Origin of the sequence: Nocardioides aequoreus (genome assembly GCF_000720335.1) — a bacterium.
GTDB lineage: Bacteria > Actinomycetota > Actinomycetes > Propionibacteriales > Nocardioidaceae > Marmoricola > Marmoricola aequoreus.
Window position 1 is genome coordinate 15,920 of record NZ_JOJN01000002.1, and the last position, 21,623, is coordinate 37,542.

The following is a 21,623-nucleotide window of genomic DNA, read 5'->3' on the forward strand; positions in this document are numbered from 1 at the left end:
CCCCAATACTGGACCGCGTGACCCTGCGACTGCGCCACCGCATCCCCCGGTCCGCCCCCAGCACGGAGGGAGAGCAGGTCGGGCTGGCCGGCGTGCTCGACCGGCTCGACCACCAGGCACGGCTCACCCGCGTGCCGGGCCTCTCGGTGGAGTGGGGCTTCACCTGGGAGCGCGGTGACGCGCTGACCCGCACCTGGTGGCCGCAGGGGCTCACCAGCTCGGGCGAGGCCGGGGCGGCGTACGACGGGCCACGGGTGCTGCTGGCCGCCTGGTACGCCAAGGACGCCGACGGCACCCACCGCCGCAGCCGCGTGAGCGTGGTCGAGCTGGGGTCGCTGCGCTACCGCCACGTCGAGCTGGTGACAGCCGACCTGCGGCCGCTGCCCGTGCACGCCGGCGGGCTCGCCTGGAGCGGTGACCACCTGCTGGTGGCCGCCACCAAGCGCGGGCTGGGCGTCGCCCCGCTCTCCGGCGTACGCCGCCTCACCGACGCGCGCGGCCGGGAGCGCGACGTCCTCCCGGTGACCTCGTGGCTGCGTGCCGAGCAGGACGACGAGGCGCCGCAGCTGCGCTACTCCTTCTGCTCGATCGACGCCGCCGAGCCCGACAGCCCGCGGCTCCTCGTGGGTGAGTACGGCGGCAGCGGCGCGACGCACCGGGTCGTGGACTACCCGCTCGACCCCACGACCGGCCTCCCGCTGGCTGGCGACGGCGGCGGCTGCGTGGCCCGGCCCGTCTCGCACGGACCGGTGCGGATGCAGGGGCTGGTCGTCGTCGACGGCGTCCAGCACGTCACCTGCAGCCACGGCACCCGGCTCCCCGGCACGCTGCACGTCGGCCGCCCCGGGGCGCTGCGGATCCGTCTCGGCGCGCTGCCCCCCGGCCCGGAGGACCTCACCTACTGGCCCGAGCTCGGACTGCTGTGGTGCCAGAGCGAGCACCCGGGTCGCCGCTACGTCTTCGCCGTACGTCCCTCGGCGTAGGTGCTTCCGGGCCAAGAGCACCCAGAGACAGCGATCGGGGAGGATCCCGCGCACCTGGTGCGCGGGATCCTCCCCGATCTGACGTTCAGCGCTACGGGAGCGGCGTGCCCTGGCAGAGCGACGTCAGCGGCGCGCTGTCAGTCCCCTCGGGGAAGGTGAAGTTCGTGGGGACGAATCCCTCCGTGAACCTCACCGTCGTGTGGTCGGCGTCAGCGAAGACCATCCCCGCGAAGTCGGCTTCGTCGATCGCGAGCGTCGCCTCATCGGTGCACTGCGGGGACAGCGCGTCGTAGTCCGGCTCCGGCTCCGGAGTCGGCTCCGGCGACGGGGTCGGCGTGGGAGTCGGCGTCGGGGTGGGAGTCGGCGTCGGGGTGGGGCTCGGCGTCGGAGTCGGGCTCGGCGTCGGGCTCGGGGTCACGGACGGCGTCTCACCCGGGGTGGCCGGCGCGGTCGGCGTGGTCGGCGTGGTCGGTGTGGTGGGCTTCGCCGGGGTCGGCTTCGCGGTGTCCGAGGGCTTCGCGGTGTCCGAGGGCTTCGCGGTGTCCGAGGGCTTCGCGGTGTCCGAGGGCTTCGCGGTGTCCGAGGGCTTCGCGGTGTCCGAGGGCTCCGGCGGTGACGGCGAGGTCGGAGACGGCGCGGGCGAGCACGGGGTCGCTGGTCACGGCGGTGGCGTTGCCCGTGAAGTCGGCGAAGGTCGCGGTCGAGGAGGTCAGGCCCTTGCTCTCGAAGGTCTGCTTCCACGCGAGCACCTGGGCGACGTAGGAGCCGGAGCGGTTGTAGGCCAGCACCGCCTCGCGCAGCTGCTTGTCGTCGGAGAGGTCGCGGGTGCCGCAGAGGAAGACCATCGAGGCACCGGCGGCGTCGTAGATGTCCTGCGGGTCGCGCTTGCCGTCACCGTCGAGGTCGACGGCGACCGTGCGCCAGGTCTCGGGCAGGAACTGCATGGGTCCGACGGCGCGGTCCCACTTCTTGTCACCGTCGAGGCGGCCGTTGTCGGTGTCGGCGACCGCCTTGAAGTCGCCGCCGTCGAGACGGGGGCCGATGATCTCCGGGGTCACGCGGCCGTCGTCGTCGAGGCCGTGGCCGACGAGGTTGCCGCTCTCGACCTGTCCGATGGCGGCCAGCAGCGGGACGGTGATGTTGCAGCTCTCGGGGGCGACGGCCACCGCGGTGGTGTAGGCGTCGAGCACGACGCTCGGCACGGTCTCGGGAGCGATCCCGCTGACGCCGGCGCCGTTGGCGGCCCAGTCGCGGGCGTTGCGGGTGGTGGGCACGACGACGGGCTCCTGGGCTAGCGCCACGGCCGCCGGGGACGACGACTGCTCGGTGGTGGTCTCCGGGGCCTGCTGCGCGACCGGCATCTGGGTCGCACCGACGGGCGTGGTGAGCAGTACGCAGCCCACGATGCCCGCCATGGTTGTCTTACGTCGCATGCCCCGAGTGTCCCCCTTTGTCGGATTCAGCGGAGGCGTTCCGCACCTTCCGTCCGGTAATTGTGCGGTGGATCTCACCCTGGACAAAGTCAACGGGACGAACCTTCCACAAATCTTGTGAGGCCAGCACCCGTCGACTAGACCGCGGGCACCTCAGTGGTCGATTCGCTTCACATCAGCCACTCTGGTCACGTATTGGAGCCCTCTCGGCGAGCTCCGCAGCACCCCCACTGGGCTAGTCGGGTCGGCGAACGACGCACCAAGACACGCCCCCGCCGAGGAGTCACTCCCTCACCGCCGAGAGGTCACTCGCAGACCGCCGAGAGGTCACTCCCTGGCGCCCCAGTGAGCGGGCTCCGGGAGCCTCAGACGTTGAAGCGGAACTCCACCACGTCGCCGTCGGCCATCACGTAGTCCTTGCCCTCCATGCGCACCTTGCCGGCGGCCTTGGCGGCGTTCATCGACCCGGCCTCGACGAGGTCGTCGTAGGAGACGATCTCGGCCTTGATGAAGCCCTTCTGGAAGTCGGTGTGGATGACGCCGGCGGCCTCGGGGGCGGTGGCGCCCTTGCGGACGGTCCAGGCGCGCGACTCCTTGGGGCCGGCGGTGAGGTAGGTCTGCAGGCCGAGGGTGTCGAAGCCGACCCGGGCGAGGACGTCGAGGCCCGGCTCGTCGACGCCGGTCTCGGCGAGCATCTCGCGGGCCTCCTCGTCGTCGCCGAGCTCGACCAGCTCGGCCTCGAACTTCGCGTCGAGGAAGATCGCCTCGGCCGGGGCGACCAGGTCGCGCATCCGCTGCTTGAGGTCCTCGTCGCCGAGCTCGTCGGCGTCGCAGTTGAAGACGTAGATGTAGGGCTTGGCGGTCAGCAGCGACAGCTCGCGCACCAGGTCGCGGTCGATCTTCGTGGCGATGACGGGGGTGCCGGCCTCCAGCGCCGCGAGCGCTTCCTGGGCGGCGGCGAGGGTGGCGGCCTTGGACTTGTCGCCGCGCACCTCCTTCTCCAGCCGCGGGATCGCCTTCTCCACGGTCTGCAGGTCGGCCAGGATCATCTCGGTCTGGATGGTGCCGATGTCGGAGGCCGGGTCGACCTTGCCGTCGACGTGGGTGACGTCCTCGTCGCGGAAGACGCGGGTCACCTGGCAGATGGCCGCCGACTCGCGGATGTGGGAGAGGAACTTGTTGCCCAGCCCCTCCCCCTGCGAGGCGCCGGCGACGATGCCGGCGATGTCGACGAACTCCACCGTCGCCGGCAGGACCTTGGCCGAGCCGAAGATCTCCGCGAGCCGCGGCAGCCGCGCGTCCGGCACGCCCACGACGCCCACGTTGGGCTCGATGGTGGCGAAGGGGTAGTTCGCCGCGAGGACGTCGTTCTTGGTCAGGGCGTTGAAGAGGGTCGACTTGCCCGCGTTGGGGAGTCCGACGATGCCGATCGTGAGTGCCACGTGGGCGGAGTCTACGTCTCCAGTGGGGTGTGACCGCGCTCACGGCAGGGTAGTGAGGAGATGACGTACTTCAAGCAACGGAGGACCCGTGACGAACCTCGCCCAGAACCTCAGCGCCACCGCCGAGGCGCACCCCGACCGGCCGGCCCTGAAGCTGGACGACCTGGTGCTCACGTGGGCGGAGGTGCAGGCGCAGGCGCAGCGCGTGACGGCACTCCTCAAGGCCGAGGGGATCGAGCCCGGTGACCGGGTCGGCATGGTGCTGCCCAACGTGCCGATGTTCCCCGCGATCTTCTACGGCGCGCTCGCGGCCGGGGCGGTCGTCGTCCCGATGAACCCGCTGCTGAAGTCGCGCGAGGTGAAGTACTACCTCGAGGACTCCGGCGCGAGCATCGTCTTCGCCTGGAAGGACATGGCCGACGAGGCCGGCAAGGCCGCCAGCGACGTCGGCATCACCTGCATCGCCGTCGACCCCGCCGACTGGGCCGAGGTGCTCGGCCGGCACGAGCCCGACACCGAGGTGGTCGAGCGCGACGGCGACGACGACGTCGTGCTGCTCTACACGTCCGGCACCACCGGCCAGCCCAAGGGCGCCCAGCTGACCCACCACAGCATGGGCACCAACGCGGCCACCAGCGCGGAGACCCTGATCGAGATCGACGAGACCGACGTCGTGATGGGCTGCCTGCCCCTCTTCCACGTCTTCGGGCTCACCTGCGGGCTCAACGCCGCCGTGCTCAAGGGCGCCTGTCTGACGCTGATCCCCCGCTTCGACCCCGAGAAGGCGCTCGAGGTCGTCGGCCGCGACGGGGTCACCGTCTTCGAGGGCGTGCCGACGATGTACGCCGCGATGCTGCACTCCAAGAGCGCCGACGACGCCGACCTGTCCTCGCTGCGCACCTGCATCTCCGGCGGCTCGGCGATGCCGGTCGAGGTGATGAAGCAGTTCGAGGAGAAGTTCGACTGCATCGTGCTGGAGGGCTACGGCCTCTCCGAGACCTCGCCCGTGGCCTCCTTCAACCAGCCGGACCAGGAGCGCAAGCCCGGCTCCATCGGTACGCCGGTGCGCGGCGTGGAGATGAAGGTCGTCGACGACGAGGACGCCGACGTCGCCGACGGTGAGGTCGGCGAGATCGTCATCAAGGGCGAGAACGTCATGAAGGGCTACTGGGGTCGTGACGAGGCGACCGCCGAGTCGATCAAGGACGGCTGGTTCCACTCCGGCGACCTGGCCAAGGTCGACGACGACGGCTACTTCTTCATCGTCGACCGCAAGAAGGACCTGATCATCCGCGGCGGCTACAACGTCTACCCGCGCGAGGTCGAGGAGGCGCTCTACGAGCACGAGGCCGTGGCCGAGGTCGCGGTCATCGGCATCGCCGACGACCACCTCGGCGAGGAGGTCGGGGCCGCCGTCGCGCTCAAGGAGGGCGCCTCGGCCGAGCCCGAGGAGCTGCAGGAGTTCGCCAAGGAGCGGCTCGCCTCCTACAAGTACCCGCGCGCCGTCTGGATCGTCGAGGAGCTGCCCAAGGGCCCCACCGGCAAGATCCTGCGCCGCGAGGTCAGTGCTCCCGAGGACGGCGCGTGAGCACCGACACCGCCTCCGAGGCTGCTGCTGACACCGACCGGGAGGAGCCGCGGGGCAACGAGCTCGGCACCCCGCTGGAGCTGCTGCTCGCCGACGCCGGCCACGGGCCGCTGCGCCGCTTCGTGCCCGGGGTCGCCGGGCTGAAGTTCGCCGCCGGCCTGGCCCGCCACCCCCGTCGGGTGGCGGGACGCACGGCGGGCCTCGCCGCGGAGCTCACCCGCATCGGGCTGGGCCGCTCCCAGGTCGCGCCCCACGAGAAGGACCGGCGTTTCGCCGACGAGGCGTGGGCCAAGAACCCGCTCTTCCGTCGCACCCTGCAGGGCTACCTGGCCACCGGCTCCGCCGTGCGCGGGCTCGTCGACGACGCCGAGCTGGGCTGGGGCGACGAGATGCGCATCCGCTTCATCATGGACAACCTGGTCGACGCGCTCGCCCCCACCAACCACCCGCTGCTCAACCCGAAGGTCGTCAAGCGCACCTTCGACACCGGCGGGGGCAACCTCGTCGAGGGCGGGCGCCGCTTCGTCCGCGACTTCGCGACGCCGCCGCGCGTGCCGTCGATGGTCGAGGCCGACGCCTTCGAGGTGGGCCGTGACATCGCGGTCACGCCCGGGGCGGTGGTGCTGCGCACCGACGTCTTCGAGCTGATCCAGTACGCCCCGCAGACCGACAAGGTGCGCGAGGTCCCGATGCTGATCGTGCCGCCGACGATCAACAAGTACTACATCATCGACCTCGCCGAGCAGCGCTCGCTCGTGGAGCACCTGGTGCAGCAGGGCCAGATGGTCTACTGCATCTCCTGGCGCAACCCCGACGTGCGTCACGCCGAGTGGGACCTCGACACCTACGGCGCCGCGATCGTGGAGGCGATGGACGCCGCGCAGGCGATCGCCCGCCAGGACAAGGTGTCGATCTTCGGCATCTGCTCCGGCGGCATGATCGCCTCGATGGTGCTCGCCCACCTCGCCGAGATCGGCGAGCTCGACCGCGTGGCGTCGTACTCGCTGGCGGTCACCGTGCTCGACCAGGCGCGCGCCGGCGTCACCAGCGCGCTGCTCTCGCACAAGTCGGCGGCTGCCTCGACCCGGCTCTCGCAGGAGAAGGGCTACCTCGACGGGCGCACCCTCGCCGAGATCTTCGCGTGGCTTCGACCCAACGACCTGATCTGGAACTACTGGGTCAACAACTACCTGATGGGCCATGCCCCCAAGGCCTTCGACATCCTCTACTGGAACGCCGACCCGGTGCGGATGACGGCCGGCATGCACCGCGACTTCATGGACCTCGCGATCCGCAACGCGCTGGTCGAGCCCGGTGAGGCCACGATGCTCGGCTCCCCCGTCGACCTGTCGCGGATCACCACCGACTCCTTCGTCGTCGCCGGCATCGCCGACCACCTCTGCGACTGGCAGGCCTGCTACCAGGCCACCCAGCTCTTCGGCGGTGACACGAAGTTCGTGCTGTCGACGAGCGGTCACATCGCCGCGATGGTCAACCCGCCGGGCAACCCCAAGGCGAGCTTCCAGACCTCACCGGTGCGCGACGGTCACCCCGTCAACGCCGCCGACCCCGAGGCGTGGCTGGCCTCCGCGTCGAAGGTCCGGGGCAGCTGGTGGGAGACCTGGACCGACTGGCTCTCCGAGCGCTCGGGCGACGAGCGTGGCAAGCCCCGCAAGCTCGGCAATGCCGCCCACGAGCCGCTCGCCGACGCCCCTGGCACCTATGTCCACGACCGCTGAGCCCGTGGCCCGCACGGACGCCGCCCCCGACCGGGTGCGGCAGGTGGGCGTCCGCGGCATCTCGGCCCGCGTCTCCGTGCGGCCGGGCGTGGGGCGGCTCGCCCAGGCCCCGCCGCTGCTGCTGTGCAACGGCATCGGCATCAGCTTCGAGGCGCTGCAGCCCTTCGTCGACGCGCTCGATCCTGAGCGTGGCGTGGTGCGCTTCGACGTGCCCGGGGTGGGCGGCTCCGCGCTGCCGCCCACGCCGTACCCGATCGCCGCGCTGTCGTCGTGGGTCACCGCGCTGATGGCCAGGCTGGGCCACCCCCGCTTCGACGTGCTGGGGCTCTCGTGGGGCGGCGGGCTGGCTCAGCAGCTGGCGGTGCAGTCGCCGCGCAAGGTACGCCGCGTGGTGCTGGTGGCGACCGGCACCGGCGCGCTGATGGTCCCCGCCAAGCCCGAGGTGCTGCGCATCATGTCGACGCCCCGGCGCCACCGCGACCCGGCGTACGCCGCCACCGTCGCGCCCACGATCTACGGCGGCTCGATGCGCACCGACCCCGCCCGCGGCGCGGCCCTGCTCCACGCCGCCACCCGCTCGGGACCCAAGCGCGGCTACTACTACCAGCTGGCCGCCATGGCGGGCTGGACGTCGCTGCCCTTCCTGCCCCTGCTGCGCCAGCCGACGCTGGTGGTCGGCGGCACCGACGACCCGATCATCCCCGTGGCCAACCCCCGGATGCAGGCCGCGATGATCCCGCGCGCGCGGCTGCACCTCTACGACGGCGGCCACCTCGGACTGGTCACCGAGGCCGACGAGCTGGCCCCCGTGATCGACGACTTCCTGGACGAGGAGCACGCATGAGCGAGGTCGACGACTCCCCCTTCTCCGACTTCCTGGGCTTCGAGCTGCTGCTCGAGGAGCAGGACCTCGAGCTGCTCAGCCGCGTGCGCGCGTGGGCGACGCGCGAGGTCGAGCCGGTCATCAACGAGCACTGGACGCGCGGCACCTTCCCCCACGACCTGGTGCCCGGGATCGCGGAGCTCGGCATCGCCGGACTGGCCTACGACGGTCCCGGCTGCCCGGGGCGGGGCGCCCTCGTCGACGGCATGGTGGCGATGGAGCTGGCGCGCGTCGACCCGTCGATCGCGACCTTCATGGGCGTGCACGGCGGCCTGGCGATGGGCTCGATCCACGTCGGCGGCTCCCCCGAGCAGCACGAGCGCTGGCTGCCGGCGATGGCGCGGATGGAGCAGATCGGCGCCTTCGGGCTCACCGAGCCCGAGGTCGGGTCCGCCATCTCGCAGGGGCTGGCGACCACCGCCACCCGCGACGGCGACGAGTGGGTGCTCGAGGGGCGCAAGAAGTGGATCGGCAACGCCGACTTCGCCGACCTCGTCGTGATCTGGGCCCGCGACACCGACGACGGCCAGGTCAAGGGCTTCGTCGTCGAGCAGGGTCCCGACGGCGTCGAGGGGATGACCTGCACCGTGCAGCAGGACAAGATCGCCCTGCGGGCGGTGCAGAACTCCGAGATCGAGCTCTCCGGGGTGCGCGTGCCCGAGGCCGACCGGCTGCAGCGGGCCGACTCCTTCCGCACCACCGCCGACGTGCTCCGGCTGACCCGCATGGGCGTCTCCTGGATGGCGGCCGGCTGTGCCCGCGGCGCCTTCGAGCACGCGCTGCGCTACACCAAGCAGCGCGAGCAGTTCGGCCGCCCGATCGCGGGCTTCCAGCTGGTGCAGGACCTGCTCGTCAAGATGCTGGCCAACGTCACCGCCGCCACGGCGATGAACGCCCGCGCCTCCCAGCTCCAGGACGCCGGCCAGCTGCGCGACGAGCACGCCTCGCTGTGCAAGGCCCACGCCACCACCCGGATGCGCGAGGCCGTCGGCTGGGCGCGCGAGGTGCTGGGCGGCAACGGCATCCTGCTCGAGCACCACGTGGGCCGCTTCGTCGCCGACGCCGAGGCGATCTACTCCTACGAGGGCACCCGCGAGATCAACACCCTCATCGTCGGCCGCGCCATCACCGGCGAGTCCGCCTTCGTCTGACCAGCACGCCGCGGGCCACGCCTGCACCCGACCTTCGTCCGCCGTCTGGTCACCGGGTCTCGAGACAGGCGCTGCGCGCCTTCCTCGACCACCCGCGCTCCCGGCTGGTCGAGGAGGTCGCGCAGCGACCGTCTCGAGACCTCGTACGCCGCCCGGTCACCGGGTCTCGAGACAGGCGCTGCGCGCCTTCCTCGACCATCCGTGCCGCCGCGCGCCTTCCTCGACCAGCCGTGCCGCGTGGGTCAGAGCTGCGCCAGACCGGTCACGTCGAGCACCAGCTCGCCCTCGGCGTCGCTGGCGGCGAGGTCGACGGTCGCGGTGATCCGCCAGTCGTGGTAGCCCTCGGGGTCGACGAGGACCTGCTGCAACTCCCACACGGTCGGGCCCTGCTCGACCTGGAGGTGGCGGGGCGCGCGGGCGTCGCCGTCGGTGGCGATCCAGGCGTGCTCGTCGAAGTAGGCGACCAGGTCCGACTCCCAGTCGACGCGAGGGTCGAGCTCCTGCAGGTCGGCGAGGCGACGTCGCGCCACCAGCTCCACGCGGCGCCACATCGCGTTGCGCACCAGCACCGTGAAGGCCCGCTCGTTGGCCGTGATCCGCTCCGGCGTCGGCGGCAGCACGTCGGGGGCCACCTCGGCCGCGGCTCGGTCCGGGTCGTTGAGCTGCTCCCACTCGTCGAGCAGGCTGGAGTCGGTCTGCCGCACGAGCGCGCCGAGCCACGCGACGATGTCGTCGAGCTCGTCGGTGCGGACCCGGTCGGGCACCGTCTGGCGCAGCGCACGGAAGGCGTCGCCGAGGTAGCGCAGCACCAGCCCCTCGGAGCGCGTGAGGCCGTAGAAGGCGACGTACTCCCCGAAGGTCATCGCGCGCTCGTACATGTCGCGCACCACCGACTTCGGCGACAGCGCGTCGTCGGCGACCCACGGGTGGCTGCGGCGGTAGAGCTCGAAGGTGTGCTCCAGCAGCTCGCGCAGCGGCTGCGGGTGGGTGACCTCCTCGAGCAGCTCCATGCGCTCGTCGTACTCGATGCCCTCGGCCTTCATCGCCCCGATCGCCTCGCCACGGGCCAGGTGCTCCTGGGCGCCGATCACCGGGCGCGGGTCGTCGAGAGTCGCCTCGACCACCGAGACGATGTCGAGGGTGTAGGTCGGCGCCTCGGGGTCGAGGGTGTCGAGCACGTCGAGGGCGTACGCCGAGAGCGGCTGGTTGAGCGCGAAGTCGAGCTGCAGCCCCTCGGCCAGCCGCACCCGGCGCCCGTCCGGCTCGCGCGGCACCAGCTCGACCACGCCGGCGGCGAGCAGCGAGCGGTGCTGGGCCGCCGCGCGCCGCATCAGCTGCCGCTGCGTGCGCTCGTCCTCGTGGTTGTCGCGCAGCAGCCTGCGCGCGGCCGCCGCCGGGTCGCCGGGCCGGGCGATCAGGTGCAGCAGCATCGCGTGCGTCACGCGCATCCGGCTGACCAGCGGCTCGGGCTCGGCCCCGACGAGCCGGTGGAAGGTGTCCTCGGTCCACGACACCTGGCCCTCGGGCGGCTTCTTGCGCTGGACCTTGCGCTGCTTCTTGGGGTCGTCGCCGGCCTTCGCGAGCGCCTTGGCGTTCTCGATCACGTGCTCGGGCGCCTGCACCACCACGGTGCCGGCGGTGTCGAAGCCGGCCCGGCCCGCGCGTCCCGCGATCTGGTGGAACTCCCGCGCGCGCAGCACCCGCTGCCGGCGGCCGTCGTACTTGGTCAGGCCGGTGAAGACGACCGTCCGGATCGGCACGTTGATGCCGACGCCGAGGGTGTCGGTGCCGCAGATGACCTTGAGCAGCCCGGCCTGGGCCAGCTGCTCGACCAGGCGGCGGTACTTCGGCAGCATCCCGGCGTGGTGCACCCCGATGCCCATCCGCAGCAGCCTCGAGAGCGTCTTGCCGAAGCCCGCGCTGAAGCGGAAGCCCCCGACGACCTCGGCGATGCGGTCCCGCTCCTCGCGGGTGCAGACGTTGACGCTGGTCAGCGCCTGCGCCCGCTCCAGCGCGGCCGCCTGCGTGAAGTGGACGACGTACGCCGGCGCCTGGTGGGTGGTGAGGATCTCCTCGAGCGTCTCGTGCAGCGGGGTGAGTGCCCACTCGTAGGTCAGCGGCACCGGGCGCTCCGCGTTGGCGACGTACGCCGTCGCGCGGCCGGTGCGGCGGGTCAGGTCGTCGACGAAGAACGAGACGTCGCCCAGCGTCGCCGACATCAGGCAGAACTGCGCCTGCGGCAGCTCGAGCAGCGGGACCTGCCACGCCCACCCGCGGTCGGGCTCGGCGTAGTAGTGGAACTCGTCCATCACCACCTGGCCCACGTCGGCGTCCGCGCCCTCGCGCAGCGCCTGGTTAGCGAGCACCTCGGCCGTGCAGCAGATGATCGGGGCGTCGCGGTTGATCGCGGCGTCGCCGGTGAGCATGCCGACGCGGTCGGCGCCGAAGACCTCCACCAGCGCGAAGAACTTCTCGCTGACCAGCGCCTTGATGGGCGCCGTGTAGTAGCTGCGCCTGCCCTGCGCGAGCGCCGCCAGGTGGGCGCCGACCGCCACCAGGCTCTTGCCGGTCCCGGTGGGGGTGGCCAGCACGACGTTGCTGCCCGTGACGAGCTCGAGCAGCGCCTCCTCCTGCGCGGGATAGAGCGTCAGGCCGAGACCGGTCGCCCACTCCTCCACGGTGGCGTACACCGCGTCGGGGTCGGTCGCGTCGGGCAGCGTCTCGAAGGCAGGCATGAGGGGTCCATCGTGGCGGATCCCCCCACGGCCCGGGTCAGCGGCGCAGCCTGCCGAGCAGGGAGCGCACCCCGCGGCCGATCGCCTCGTCCTGCGAGCGGCGGCCGCCCGGCGTGCCTCCGGCTACGCCTGGTCCGCCCGCGCCGCCGGTGTGGGCGGAGCGGCGGCCTCCCGCGCCTCCGACCAGTCGGTTGAGGATCCCTCGCAGTGCCATGACGGTGCTCCCTCCCTGGGCGTCGTCGCCCGAGGACCCTCCTGTGCCCCAGGACCGCCCGCCCATGCGGGGCGTGACGGCTCAGCGCGCGGCGGCGTGCTCCACGCACAGCACGGCCCACGGGAGCGCCTCGAGCCGGCCCTGCGGGATCGGGCGGCCGCAGACGTCGCAGGCGCCGTAGCTGCCCTCGTCGAGCTTGGCCAGCGCGCGGTCGACGTCCTCGAGCGTGTGCTGCAGCTGCTCGTGCACGACCACCTGCGAGAGCCGGTCGACCGCCATCGAGGTGCCCTCCCCCACGCGCTTGCCGAAGGAGATCGAGCCCTGGTCGCTGGGGGGCCGCTCCAGGTCGGCGAGCTCCCCCTCGACCTCGGCGCGCTTGGCGAGCAGCAGCTCTCGTGGGTCCGACATCCCTCCAGCATGCCCCTCCCACCCCGCCTAGGGTGGCCCGGTGCGGATCGCGACCTGGAACGTCAACTCCCTGCGCAGCCGGATCGGCCGTGTCGAGGCCTTCCTGCAGCGCCACGACGTCGACGTGCTGGCGGTGCAGGAGACCAAGGCGCGCGAGGAGCAGCTGCCGCTGATGGGCCTCAGCTCGCTCGGGTACGACGTCGCCGCGGCCGGCGTCGACCAGTGGAACGGCGTGGCGGTGATCAGTCGCGTCGGGCTCGAGGACGTCGCCGTGGGCTTCCCCGGCCAGCCGGGCTGGGGCGAGCCGGCCGTCACCGAGGCCCGGGCGCTGGCGGCGACCTGCGGCGGCGTACGCGTGTGGTCGCTGTACGTGCCCAACGGCCGCAAGCCGGGCGACCCGCACTACACCTACAAGCTGCAGTGGCTGGCCGCCCTGCGCGAGGCCGCCCGCGCCATGACCGGCGACACCGCGCTCGTCGGCGACTGGAACGTCGCCCCGACCGACGACGACGTCTTCGACGTGGCGCAGTTCAAGAACAGCACGCACGTGACGCCACCCGAGCGCGAGGCCTTCCAGGGCTTCCTCGACGACGGCTGGGACGACGTCGTCCGACCGCACACGCCAGGGCCCGGCGTCTACACCTACTGGGACTACTTCCGGCAGCGCTTCGAGCGCAACCGCGGTCTGCGCATCGACTTCGTCCTCGGCAGCCCCTCGCTCTCCAGCCGCGTCACCGGCGCCTTCATCGACGTCGACGAGCGCGCCGGCAAGGGCGCCTCCGACCACGCCCCGGTCGTCGTCGACCTGGCCGACTGAGGCGCGCGACGGCCGGCGCCTCCCCAGCACTGTCGGTACGTCGTGGCACGGTGCGGCCATGGACGTGCTGCTCCCCCTGCTCACGCTGGTCGTCGGCCTGCTGCTCGGCAGCCTGATCACGCTGCTGCGCACCCGGCCGGCCGAGACCGGTGACGACGCCGTGCTGCGCGACGGCCTGGAGCGGCTGCACGACCGGCTGCTCGACGTGGAGCGGCAGCGGGCCTCGTGGCAGGGGCAGCTGCACCAGCAGGTCGAGCACGTGCGCGACAGCGCCGACCGGCTGCGCGAGGAGACCGGGGCGCTCGCGACGGCGCTGCGGCGTCCGCACGTGCGCGGCCGCTGGGGCGAGATGCACCTGCGGCGCACCGTCGAGCTCGCCGGCATGGTCGAGCACTGCGACTTCACCGAGCAGGCCACCCTCGACGACCCCGACGGTCACGACGGGGCAGGTCGCCGACTGCGGCCCGACCTCGTCGTGCACCTGGCCGGTGGCAGGTCGCTCGCCGTCGACGCCAAGGTGCCGCTGGAGGCCCACCTCGACGCCCTCGCCGCCAGCACCCCCAACGAGGTGGCGGCCCACCTGCGGCGGCACGCCCGTCAGCTGCGCACCCACGTCGACCAGCTCTCCTCCAAGGCCTACTGGCGCGCGCTGCCCGGGAGCCCGGAGCTGGTGGTGCTCTTCCTGCCCGCCGAGTCCTTCCTCGCCGCCGCGCTGGAGGCCGACCCCGACCTGATCGCCCACGCCGCCGGCCGCGACGTCGTGCTGGCGACCCCCACCAGCCTGATCGCCCTGCTCCGCACCGCGGCCCACGGCTGGGCGGGCGAGGCGCTCGCCGAGCGCACCCGCGAGATCCACGAGCTCGGTCGCGAGCTGCACGGCCGGCTGGCCGTGATGAGCGGCCACCTCGAGCGGCTGGGGCGCTCGCTGGGCGGCGCCGTCGACGCCTACAACAGCACCGTCGGGTCGTGGGAGAGCCGGGTCCTGGTGACCGCGCGCACCTTCGAGGACACCCGGGTCACCCGGGCCTCGCTCACGCCGGTGACGCCCGTGACCGCGACGACCCGCCCGCTCACGGCGCCGGAGGCGCGGCGGCCCGAGACCGGCGAGGACCCCGGCGAGTCGCACCGCTCGACGGCCTGACCTGCACCTATGTTGGCCACGTGAGCGCACCCACGCTGTGGGAGGAAGGCCGGCTCACCGTCAGCCGCGTCGCGCGGCTCGCGGTCCTGGCCGGGACGCTCGCGCTCGCGCTCGACGTGGCGGTCAACGGCGAGCTCACCGCGCTCTTCGACGTCGCCTTCGTCGCGATCTGCCTCGCGGCCGTGCTGGCGGTCCGGCCCCGCGACTTCGCGGCGATGGCACTGCTGCCGCCCCTGCTCCTCGCCGGGCTGGTCGGGCTGGTGGCCGCGATCGACACCTCGTGGGTGGCGCGCACCGACGACGGGTGGGTGCAGGCGCTGATCTCCGGCATCACCCACCGGGCCACCGGCCTCGCCGTCGGCTACGCCCTGGTGCTGCTCGTGCTGCTGGTGCGGATGCGGGTGGTGGCCCGCCGCGCTCAGGCGAAGCGGTCGGGATCGCCCGCGCCCACGCGCACGATCTCGGGGTAGTCCTCGGAGAGGTCGACCACGGTCGTCGGCTCGATGCCGCACTCCCCGCAGTCGACGACCACGTCGACCTGGTGGTCGAGCCGCTCCTTGACGTCCCAGCCGTCGGTGAGCGGGTCGTCCTCGCCCGGCATCAGCAGCGTGCTGCTCAGCAGCGGCTCGCCCAGCTCGGCGAGCAGCGCCTGCACCACCCGGTGCTCCGGGATCCGCACCCCGACGGTGCGCTTGCGGGGGTGCATCAGCCGCTTGGGCACCTCCCCGGTCGCCGGGAGGATGAAGGTGTAGGGACCCGGCGTGGCCGCGCGCACGGAGCGGAAGTGGGCGTTGGAGAGGTGCACCAGCTGGCCGAGCTGCGCGAAGTCGGAGCACACCAGGGTGAAGTGGTGCTTGTCGTCGAGCTGGCGCAGCCGCTTGATCCGCTCCAGCCCGTCGCGGTTGCCCAGCTGGATGCCGAGGGCGTAGCCGGAGTCGGTCGGGTAGGCCAGCAGCGCGTCGTCACGCAGCTGCTGCACCACCTGGGCGATCGACCGCGGTTGCGGGTCGACCGGGTGCACGTCGACGTACCGAGCCACGTCGTGCTCCCGCCTGCCTACGCCTTGCCGGCGGCCCGGAGGTCGCGGCGCAGCTCGGGCGGGAGGGCGAAGATCAGCGACTCCTCCGCGGTGTGCACCGCGGTCGCGTCGGGGAAGCCGCGCGCGGCGAGGTAGTCGAGCACCCCGACGACCAGCGAGTCGGGCACCGAGGCACCCGAGGTGACGCTGACCTTCTCCACGCCGTCGAGCCAGGCCTCGTCGATCTCGCCCGCGTCGTCGATGCGGTACGCCGCCTTGGCCCCGGCCTCGAGCGCCACCTCGGCCAGCCGCACGGAGTTGGAGGAGTTGGCCGAGCCCACCACGATGACGAGGTCGGCGTCCTGGCCGATCTCCTTGATGGCGAGCTGGCGGTTCTGCGTGGCGTAGCAGATGTCGTCGCTCGGCGGGTCGAGCAGGTTGGGGAAGCGGGCCCGGATCGCGTCGACGGTGGCCAGCGTCTCGTCGACCGAGAGAGTGGTCTGCGAGAGCCAGGCGACCTTGTCGGGGTCGCGCACGGTGATGCCGGCGACGTCGTCGGGACCCTGCACGAGCTGGATGTGCTCGGGCGCCTCGCCGGCGGTTCCCTCGACCTCCTCGTGGCCCTCGTGGCCGATCAGCAGGATGTCGTAGTCGTCGGAGGCGAAGCGCCGGGCCTCGTGGTGCACCTTGGTCACCAGCGGGCACGTGGCGTCGATGGTCTTCAGGCTCCGCTCCGCCGCCTGGTCGTGCACCGCCGGCGAGACGCCGTGGGCGGAGAAGACGACCGTGGCGCCCTCCGGCACCTCGTCGAGCTCCTCGACGAAGACGGCGCCGCGCTGCTCGAGGTCGGCCACGACGTGCTTGTTGTGCACGATCTGCTTGCGCACGTAGACGGGCGGGCCGTACAGGTCGAGGGCCTGCTCCACCGTGATGACGGCGCGGTCGACGCCGGCGCAGTAGCCCCGGGGTGCGGCGAGGCGCACGGCGCGCTCGGCCTCCTCGGGGCGCAGGACGATCGGCGTGCCCAGGTCGGTCATGGGTCCATCGTAGGTGGCGGCACCGATCTGTCCGAACTCGTGGCGGGCGCTGTCACCGCCAACCTCTAGGGTGCCGGGCATGGCGCTGGAGACCTCCCCCGAGCACCCCGCGCCGGTGCGGCAGGTCAACCAGGCGATCGCCTCGTGGATCGGTCGCCTGGGCGCCATCTGGGTCGAGGGCCAGGTGACGCAGGTCTCCCGGCGGGGCGGCAGCAACACCGTCTTCCTGACCCTGCGCGACAAGCTCGCCGACGTCTCGGTCTCGGTCACCGCGCCCCGCGGCGTGATCGACGCGCTGCCCACCCCCCTCGTCGAGGGCGCCCAGGTGGTCTGCCACGCCAAGCCCGACTTCTACGCCCCCCGCGGCTCGATGTCGCTCCAGGTGCGCGAGGTGAGGCTGGTCGGCGAGGGCGAGCTGCTCGCCCGGCTCGAGCGCCGCCGGCGGCTGCTGGCGGCGGAGGGCCTCTTCGCCCCCGAGCTCAAGCGACCGCTGCCCTTCCTCCCCGGCGCCGTCGGGCTGGTCACCGGCGAGGGCTCTGCCGCCGAGCGCGACGTCGTCGAGGTGGCCCGCCGGCGCTGGCCGGGCGTGCGCCTGGTGGTCCGCCACGCCGCCATGCAGGGCGTCCACGCCGCCCGCGAGGTGGTCGAGGCGCTGCAGGGGCTCGACCGCGACCCGCAGGTGCAGGTGATCGTGATCGCGCGCGGCGGCGGCTCGGTCGAGGACCTGCTGCCCTTCTCCGACGAGGCGCTGGTGCGGGCCGTCCACGCGGTGCGGACGCCCGTCGTCTCCGCGATCGGGCACGAGCCCGACTCCCCCATCCTCGACCTCGTCGCCGACCTGCGCGCCGCGACGCCCACCGACGCCGCCAAGCGCGTGGTGCCCGACGTGGCCGAGGAGGTCGCCCGGGTGGCCCAGCTGCGCCAACGGGCACGACGCGCGGTGCGCCACGGCGTCGAGCGCGAGCAGGCGCTGCTCGACTCGCTGCGCTCGCGGCCGAGCCTGGCCGACCCGCGCGACGGCCTGCGCCAGCGGCTCGACGAGGTCCACGACCTGCGCGACCGTGCGCGGCGCTCGCTCGCGCGGCGCGTCGAGCGCGCCGAGCACGACCTGCACCACCACCTGGCACGGGTGCGGGCGCTGTCACCGCTCGCGACGCTGCGCCGCGGCTACGCGGTCATCTCCGACGAGTCCGGGCAGGCCCGCTCGAGCGTCGAGGGGCTCCGGGCCGGGGCGCCGCTGCACGTGCGGGTCGCCGACGGCCGCATCGCCACCACCGTCACCGGCGTCGAGCAGGTGGCCCTGATCGGAGAGGACGACGATGACGAGTGAGCAGGAGCCCGAGCTGACCTACGAGGAGGCGCGCGAGCAGCTCGTCGAGGTGGTCCGGGCCCTCGAGGGGGGCGGCACCTCGCTGGCGGAGTCGCTGGCCCTGTGGGAGCGCGGCGAGCAGCTGGCCCGCACCTGCCAGGACGCGCTCGAGGGCGCCCGCGCCAGGCTCGACGCGGTGCTCGAGGGCGACGACGCCGACGAGGTGTGAGGGCCTCGCCCGAGGCTCACCGCACGCGCTGGTGCCCGAGGAGCGTCGCCACGACGCTCCGAGGTCACTCCCCCGGCAGCACCAGCGAGCCGGCGAGGTCGCGCACCTCGGACTCCTCGGCGTCGCCGACCACGAGCAGCGCCCCCGTCCCCTTGACGGGCTCGTCGAGCTCGCGGGTGACGGCGTAGTCGCCGCTCCGGTCGGTCCAGACCTGCCAGGTCTCCCCTGCGATCTCGATCTCGTCGCCCTGCTCGGCGTCCTCGTCGACGTGCTCCTCGACCAGGTCCTCGACCGAGTCGACCCGCTCGTAGACGCCGACGTAGCTCTCGTCACCCGTCAGCAGCCCCAGTTGCCAGGCCGGGTCGGACCCGGTGGTGTACGCCGCGGTGGTGGCGCGCCAGCCCTCGGGCAGCGACGCCGGGGCGGCCACCAGCAGCTTGCCGTCGGCCCGGCCCGCGCGCACCTGCGCCTCCCAGTCGACGCCCGGCTGGTCGCGCGCCGCGTCGGGCAGCAGCAGCGCCCGCAGCCCGGCGAAGGCGGTCACGGCGACCACCGTGACCAGCAGGGCCGCCAGCAGGCCGCCGGAGCTGCGCCGGTAGCCGCCGCCCCGCTGGGGTGACGCGGAGGGCTGGCTCATGCCCCCATCCTGCCAAGTGGGTCGAGCACTAGGATCGGGTGCATGTCCGAGACCGGTCTCCCCGACGCCCTGTCCGTGGCTCCCTCGCGGCCCGACCGCAACCTCGCACTCGAGCTCGTGCGCGTCACGGAGGCGGCGGCGATGGCTGCCGGCCGGTGGGTCGGGCGCGGCGACAAGAACGGCGCCGACGGCGTCGCCGTCAACGCGATGCGCGTGATGATCTCGACGGTCAGCATGCGTGGCACCGTCGTCATCGGCGAGGGCGAGAAGGACGACGCCCCGATGCTCTTCAACGGCGAGGAGGTCGGCGACGGCAACGGCGTCGAGTGCGACGTCGCGGTCGACCCCATCGACGGCACCACGCTGACGGCCAAGGGCATGGCCAACGCCATCGCGGTGCTTGCGGTCGCCCCCCGCCACACGATGTACGACCCCTCCTCGGTCTTCTACATGGAGAAGCTCGTGACCGGCCCCGAGGCGGCCGACGTCGTCGACATCCGGCTGCCGGTGAAGGAGAACATCCACCGCGTCGCCAAGGCCAAGAAGAGCTCGCCCGAGGACGTCGGGGTGGTCGTGCTCGACCGCCCGCGCCACCAGCAGCTCGTCGACGACATCCGCGCCACCGGCGCCCGGATCAAGTTCATCGCCGACGGCGACGTCGCCGGCGCGATCATGGCGGCCCGCGAGGGCACCGGCATCGACCTGCTCATGGGCATCGGCGGCACGCCGGAGGGCATCATCTCCGCCTGCGCCATGAAGTGCCTCGACGGCGTCATCCAGGGACGCCTCTGGCCCACCGACGACGACGAGCGCCAGCGCGCCATCGACGCCGGCCACGACCTCGACCCCGACGCCGTGCTGCTCACCGACGACCTGGTCTCGGCCGACGACTGCTTCTTCGTCGCCACCGGCATCACCGACGGCGAGCTGATGCAGGGCGTCCGCTACCGCTCCGGCGGCGCCACCACCCACTCGCTGGTGATGCGCTCGCGCAGCGGCACCATCCGCTCGATCCACTCCGAGCACAAGCTCTCCAAGCTCCGCGCCTACGCCGACGTCGACTTCGAGCACTGATGCTGGTCGTCTGCGGCGAGGCACTGGTCGACGTCTTCCGGGGTGCCGACGGCAGCACCGAGGAGACGCCCGGCGGCTCCCCGATGAATGTCGCCGTCGGCCTGGCCCGGCTCGGCGTGCCGGCCACGCTGATCACCCAGCTCGGCGACGACGAGCGCGCCACCGCGCTGGTCGAGCACGTGCGCGCCAGCGGCGCGGAGGTGCTGGTCTCCCCCACGCGCAGCGGCCGCACCTCGGTCGCCGTCGCCACCCTCGACGCCGGCGGTGCGGCCACCTACGACTTCGACCTGGAGTGGTCGCTGCCGCGGCAGTCGCTCCCCGAGGCGCGTGGCCTGCACGTCGGCTCGCTCGGCACCGTGCTCGAGCCGGGTCGCGAGAGCGTCGCCGACCTCGTCGACCAGGCGTGCGCGCGCGGGCTCCTGGTCAGCTTCGACGTCAACGTGCGGCCGAGCTTCGTCGACGACGCGGCCGCCGCCTGGGCCTCGGCCGCCGACCTGGCCGCCCGGTGCACGCTGGTCAAGCTCAGCGACGAGGACGCGCTGGTGCTGCGGCCGGACGCCTCGCCCGACGACACCGCCCGGCAGCTGCTCGGCGGCGAGCGCACCCGGCTGGTGCTGCTCACCCGCGGCCCCGACGGCGGCACCGCCTTCACCTCGCAGGCCGAGGTCAGCGTGCTCCCGCGGCCGACGGCCGTGGTCGACACCGTCGGCGCCGGCGACGCCTTCATGGCGGGCACCCTCGCCCGGCTGCACGACGAGGCGGCGTACGACGCACCCGACCGGCTGGGCGACCTCGACCACGACGACCTCGCGCTGCTGCTCTCCGGCGCCGTCGAGGTGGCCGCGATCACCTGCGAGCGGCGAGGGGCCAACCCGCCTACGCGGGACGAGCTGCCGGCGGGGTGGCCAGGCCCGCGCCGCTGAGCCGGCCCCGCAGCGCCGCCACGACCACGTCGATGGCGGCCGGGTCGACGGCCATCCCGCAGTGGCTGCTGCGCACCTCGACGTGCTCGGCCGCGGGGTCGAGGCACGCACGCCAGTCGACGATGCCGTCGCGCCGGCTGTAGACCGCGGTGAAGGCCACCTCCGGCGGCAGCGGCAGCCGGCTCTCCTCCCAGCTGCCCCGCGCGCAGTCACCACCGAAGCAGTCGGCGCCCATCACCCGTCGCAGCCCGGCGTCGTGGAGCCGGCTGAGCAGCTGCGCGTCCCACGCGAGCAGCCGGTGCACCGCGCCGGGCGCGAGCACCGGCGAGCCGAGCGCCACCACCCCCGCCACGAGGTCGGGCCGACGCGCGGCCAGCCCGCGGGCGAGCATCCCGCCCAGGCTGTGACCGACGATGCTGACCCGACGGCCGCGCCGCTCCGCGATCGCCTCGAGGCGCTGCTCGAGGTGGTCTGCCGCGTCGCGGGTGCAGCCGACGTTGACGTGGATCCGCGAGCGGTAGGTGCGGAAGCCCTCGCGGCGCAGCTCCGCCGCCATCCCCTGCAGCGTGGCATCGCCGGCCATGAAGCCCGGCACCAGCACGACCGGGTGCAGCGGCGCGACACGGTCGGCCACGACGTACGCCGTGCGGCGGCGCCGGCCGGCGCGGTGGCGGCGTACCAGCTGGGCGGCCTCGGTCAGCGCGCTCGCCTCGCGCGCCAGCGCCCGCACCCCCCGGGGGCGGTCGAAGCCGTCCGCGGCCAGGAAGGGTCCTCGCGGCGACGGCCTGGGTGAGCTCGACGCTGGGCTCATGACGGGACGGTAGCGTGAGCGGCAGTTGACTTCTCGTGATTCGTTGTAAAG

The 21,623-nt window shown here is 73.1% G+C and carries 22 protein-coding genes; 12 read left to right on the plus strand and 10 right to left on the minus strand.

The window, feature by feature from the left end; all coding sequences use genetic code 11:
* Positions 1-17 precede the first annotated feature (17 nt).
* Positions 18-983: a hypothetical protein gene (locus IG63_RS0102600; protein WP_030482823.1), complete on the plus strand. Its 966-nt coding sequence runs from the start codon at positions 18-20 to the stop codon at positions 981-983.
* Positions 984-1,074: 91 nt separating this feature from the next.
* Here IG63_RS0102600 and IG63_RS23470 read toward each other — a convergent pair whose 3' ends face one another.
* From IG63_RS23470 to ychF, 3 genes are all read right to left on the minus strand, one after another.
* The gene (locus IG63_RS23470) at positions 1,075-1,401 is read right to left on the minus strand and encodes a hypothetical protein (RefSeq protein ID WP_051706087.1); all 327 of its coding nucleotides are present in this window, start codon (positions 1,399-1,401) and stop codon (positions 1,075-1,077) included.
* A gap of 10 nt (positions 1,402-1,411) precedes the next feature.
* Positions 1,412-2,416: a lytic transglycosylase domain-containing protein gene (locus IG63_RS22515; RefSeq protein WP_157209997.1), complete on the minus strand. Its 1,005-nt coding sequence runs from the start codon at positions 2,414-2,416 to the stop codon at positions 1,412-1,414.
* Between the two features lie 365 nt (positions 2,417-2,781).
* Complete coding sequence (gene ychF, locus IG63_RS0102610; RefSeq protein ID WP_030482824.1) at positions 2,782-3,858, minus strand: redox-regulated ATPase YchF; 1,077 nt, start codon at positions 3,856-3,858, stop codon at positions 2,782-2,784.
* A gap of 88 nt (positions 3,859-3,946) precedes the next feature.
* Between ychF and IG63_RS0102615 the strand changes: the two genes are divergently transcribed.
* Genes IG63_RS0102615 through IG63_RS0102630 form a run of 4 tightly spaced genes read left to right on the plus strand, consistent with a single transcriptional unit; the run spans position 3,947 to position 9,219 of the window.
* A complete protein-coding gene (locus tag IG63_RS0102615) occupies positions 3,947-5,446 on the plus strand; it encodes a long-chain-fatty-acid--CoA ligase (protein WP_030482825.1) in 1,500 nt (499 codons plus the stop codon).
* A complete protein-coding gene (locus IG63_RS0102620) occupies positions 5,443-7,185 on the plus strand; it encodes a PHA/PHB synthase family protein (protein ID WP_051706089.1) in 1,743 nt (580 codons plus the stop codon). The genes IG63_RS0102615 and IG63_RS0102620 overlap by 4 nt, the downstream gene beginning before the upstream one ends.
* Positions 7,169-8,029: a poly(3-hydroxyalkanoate) depolymerase gene (gene phaZ / locus IG63_RS0102625; protein WP_030482827.1), complete on the plus strand. Its 861-nt coding sequence runs from the start codon at positions 7,169-7,171 to the stop codon at positions 8,027-8,029. Before IG63_RS0102620 ends, phaZ begins: the two co-directional genes overlap by 17 nt.
* Entirely contained in the window at positions 8,026-9,219 is a 1,194-nt protein-coding gene (locus tag IG63_RS0102630) for an acyl-CoA dehydrogenase family protein (RefSeq protein WP_030482828.1), read from the plus strand. Before phaZ ends, IG63_RS0102630 begins: the two co-directional genes overlap by 4 nt.
* A 242-nt stretch (positions 9,220-9,461) precedes the next feature.
* Here the strand turns inward: IG63_RS0102630 and IG63_RS0102635 are convergent, their stop codons facing one another.
* The 3 genes from IG63_RS0102635 to IG63_RS0102640 all read right to left on the minus strand — a co-directional run bounded on the left by IG63_RS0102635 (position 9,462) and on the right by IG63_RS0102640 (position 12,576).
* A complete protein-coding gene (locus IG63_RS0102635; protein WP_030482829.1) occupies positions 9,462-11,954 on the minus strand; it encodes a DEAD/DEAH box helicase in 2,493 nt (830 codons plus the stop codon).
* 37 nt (positions 11,955-11,991) lie between these two features.
* Positions 11,992-12,168, minus strand: coding sequence for a hypothetical protein (locus IG63_RS22520; protein WP_157209998.1), 177 nt, complete (start codon positions 12,166-12,168; stop codon positions 11,992-11,994).
* Positions 12,169-12,249: 81 nt separating this feature from the next.
* On the minus strand, positions 12,250-12,576 hold the full coding sequence (locus IG63_RS0102640; RefSeq protein ID WP_030482830.1) for a TraR/DksA family transcriptional regulator: 327 nt from the start codon (positions 12,574-12,576) through the stop codon (positions 12,250-12,252).
* A gap of 40 nt (positions 12,577-12,616) precedes the next feature.
* Here IG63_RS0102640 and IG63_RS0102645 point away from each other — a divergent pair, with 40 nt between their 5' ends.
* From IG63_RS0102645 to IG63_RS0102655, 3 genes are read left to right on the plus strand one after another with little or no spacing between them, the layout of a single operon-like run.
* Positions 12,617-13,393, plus strand: coding sequence for an exodeoxyribonuclease III (locus tag IG63_RS0102645; protein ID WP_030482831.1), 777 nt, complete (start codon positions 12,617-12,619; stop codon positions 13,391-13,393).
* A 58-nt stretch (positions 13,394-13,451) separates the two neighbouring features.
* The gene (locus IG63_RS0102650; RefSeq protein WP_051706090.1) at positions 13,452-14,534 is read left to right on the plus strand and encodes a DNA recombination protein RmuC; all 1,083 of its coding nucleotides are present in this window, start codon (positions 13,452-13,454) and stop codon (positions 14,532-14,534) included.
* Between the two features lie 20 nt (positions 14,535-14,554).
* The gene (locus IG63_RS0102655; RefSeq protein ID WP_051706091.1) at positions 14,555-15,004 is read left to right on the plus strand and encodes a DUF6542 domain-containing protein; all 450 of its coding nucleotides are present in this window, start codon (positions 14,555-14,557) and stop codon (positions 15,002-15,004) included.
* Here IG63_RS0102655 and IG63_RS0102660 read toward each other — a convergent pair.
* Together IG63_RS0102660 and IG63_RS0102665 are read right to left on the minus strand one after the other, a co-directional pair.
* Positions 14,953-15,573, minus strand: coding sequence for an L-threonylcarbamoyladenylate synthase (locus IG63_RS0102660; protein ID WP_030482834.1), 621 nt, complete (start codon positions 15,571-15,573; stop codon positions 14,953-14,955). The two genes, IG63_RS0102655 and IG63_RS0102660, sit on opposite strands and share 52 nt — an antisense overlap.
* Before the next feature lie 17 nt (positions 15,574-15,590).
* Positions 15,591-16,589: a 4-hydroxy-3-methylbut-2-enyl diphosphate reductase gene (locus tag IG63_RS0102665; RefSeq protein WP_051706092.1), complete on the minus strand. Its 999-nt coding sequence runs from the start codon at positions 16,587-16,589 to the stop codon at positions 15,591-15,593.
* Between the two features lie 79 nt (positions 16,590-16,668).
* Between IG63_RS0102665 and xseA the strand changes: the two genes are divergently transcribed.
* Both xseA and IG63_RS0102675 read left to right on the plus strand, forming a co-directional pair.
* A complete protein-coding gene (xseA, locus tag IG63_RS0102670) occupies positions 16,669-17,919 on the plus strand; it encodes an exodeoxyribonuclease VII large subunit (protein ID WP_030482836.1) in 1,251 nt (416 codons plus the stop codon).
* Positions 17,909-18,127, plus strand: coding sequence for an exodeoxyribonuclease VII small subunit (locus IG63_RS0102675; protein WP_030482837.1), 219 nt, complete (start codon positions 17,909-17,911; stop codon positions 18,125-18,127). The genes xseA and IG63_RS0102675 overlap by 11 nt, the downstream gene beginning before the upstream one ends.
* 64 nt (positions 18,128-18,191) lie before the next feature.
* Here IG63_RS0102675 and IG63_RS0102680 read toward each other — a convergent pair whose 3' ends face one another.
* The gene (locus IG63_RS0102680; protein WP_030482838.1) at positions 18,192-18,764 is read right to left on the minus strand and encodes a DUF4245 family protein; all 573 of its coding nucleotides are present in this window, start codon (positions 18,762-18,764) and stop codon (positions 18,192-18,194) included.
* Between the two features lie 42 nt (positions 18,765-18,806).
* Between IG63_RS0102680 and glpX the strand changes: the two genes are divergently transcribed.
* Positions 18,807-19,838: a class II fructose-bisphosphatase gene (glpX, locus tag IG63_RS0102685; protein ID WP_030482839.1), complete on the plus strand. Its 1,032-nt coding sequence runs from the start codon at positions 18,807-18,809 to the stop codon at positions 19,836-19,838.
* A complete protein-coding gene (locus IG63_RS0102690; RefSeq protein ID WP_030482840.1) occupies positions 19,838-20,761 on the plus strand; it encodes a carbohydrate kinase family protein in 924 nt (307 codons plus the stop codon). Before glpX ends, IG63_RS0102690 begins: the two co-directional genes overlap by 1 nt.
* Here the strand turns inward: IG63_RS0102690 and IG63_RS0102695 are convergent.
* Positions 20,715-21,572 (minus strand): alpha/beta fold hydrolase, encoded by an 858-nt coding sequence (locus IG63_RS0102695; RefSeq protein ID WP_157209999.1) that lies wholly within the window; start codon positions 21,570-21,572, stop codon positions 20,715-20,717. The two genes, IG63_RS0102690 and IG63_RS0102695, sit on opposite strands and share 47 nt — an antisense overlap.
* Positions 21,573-21,623: the final 51 nt, after the last annotated feature.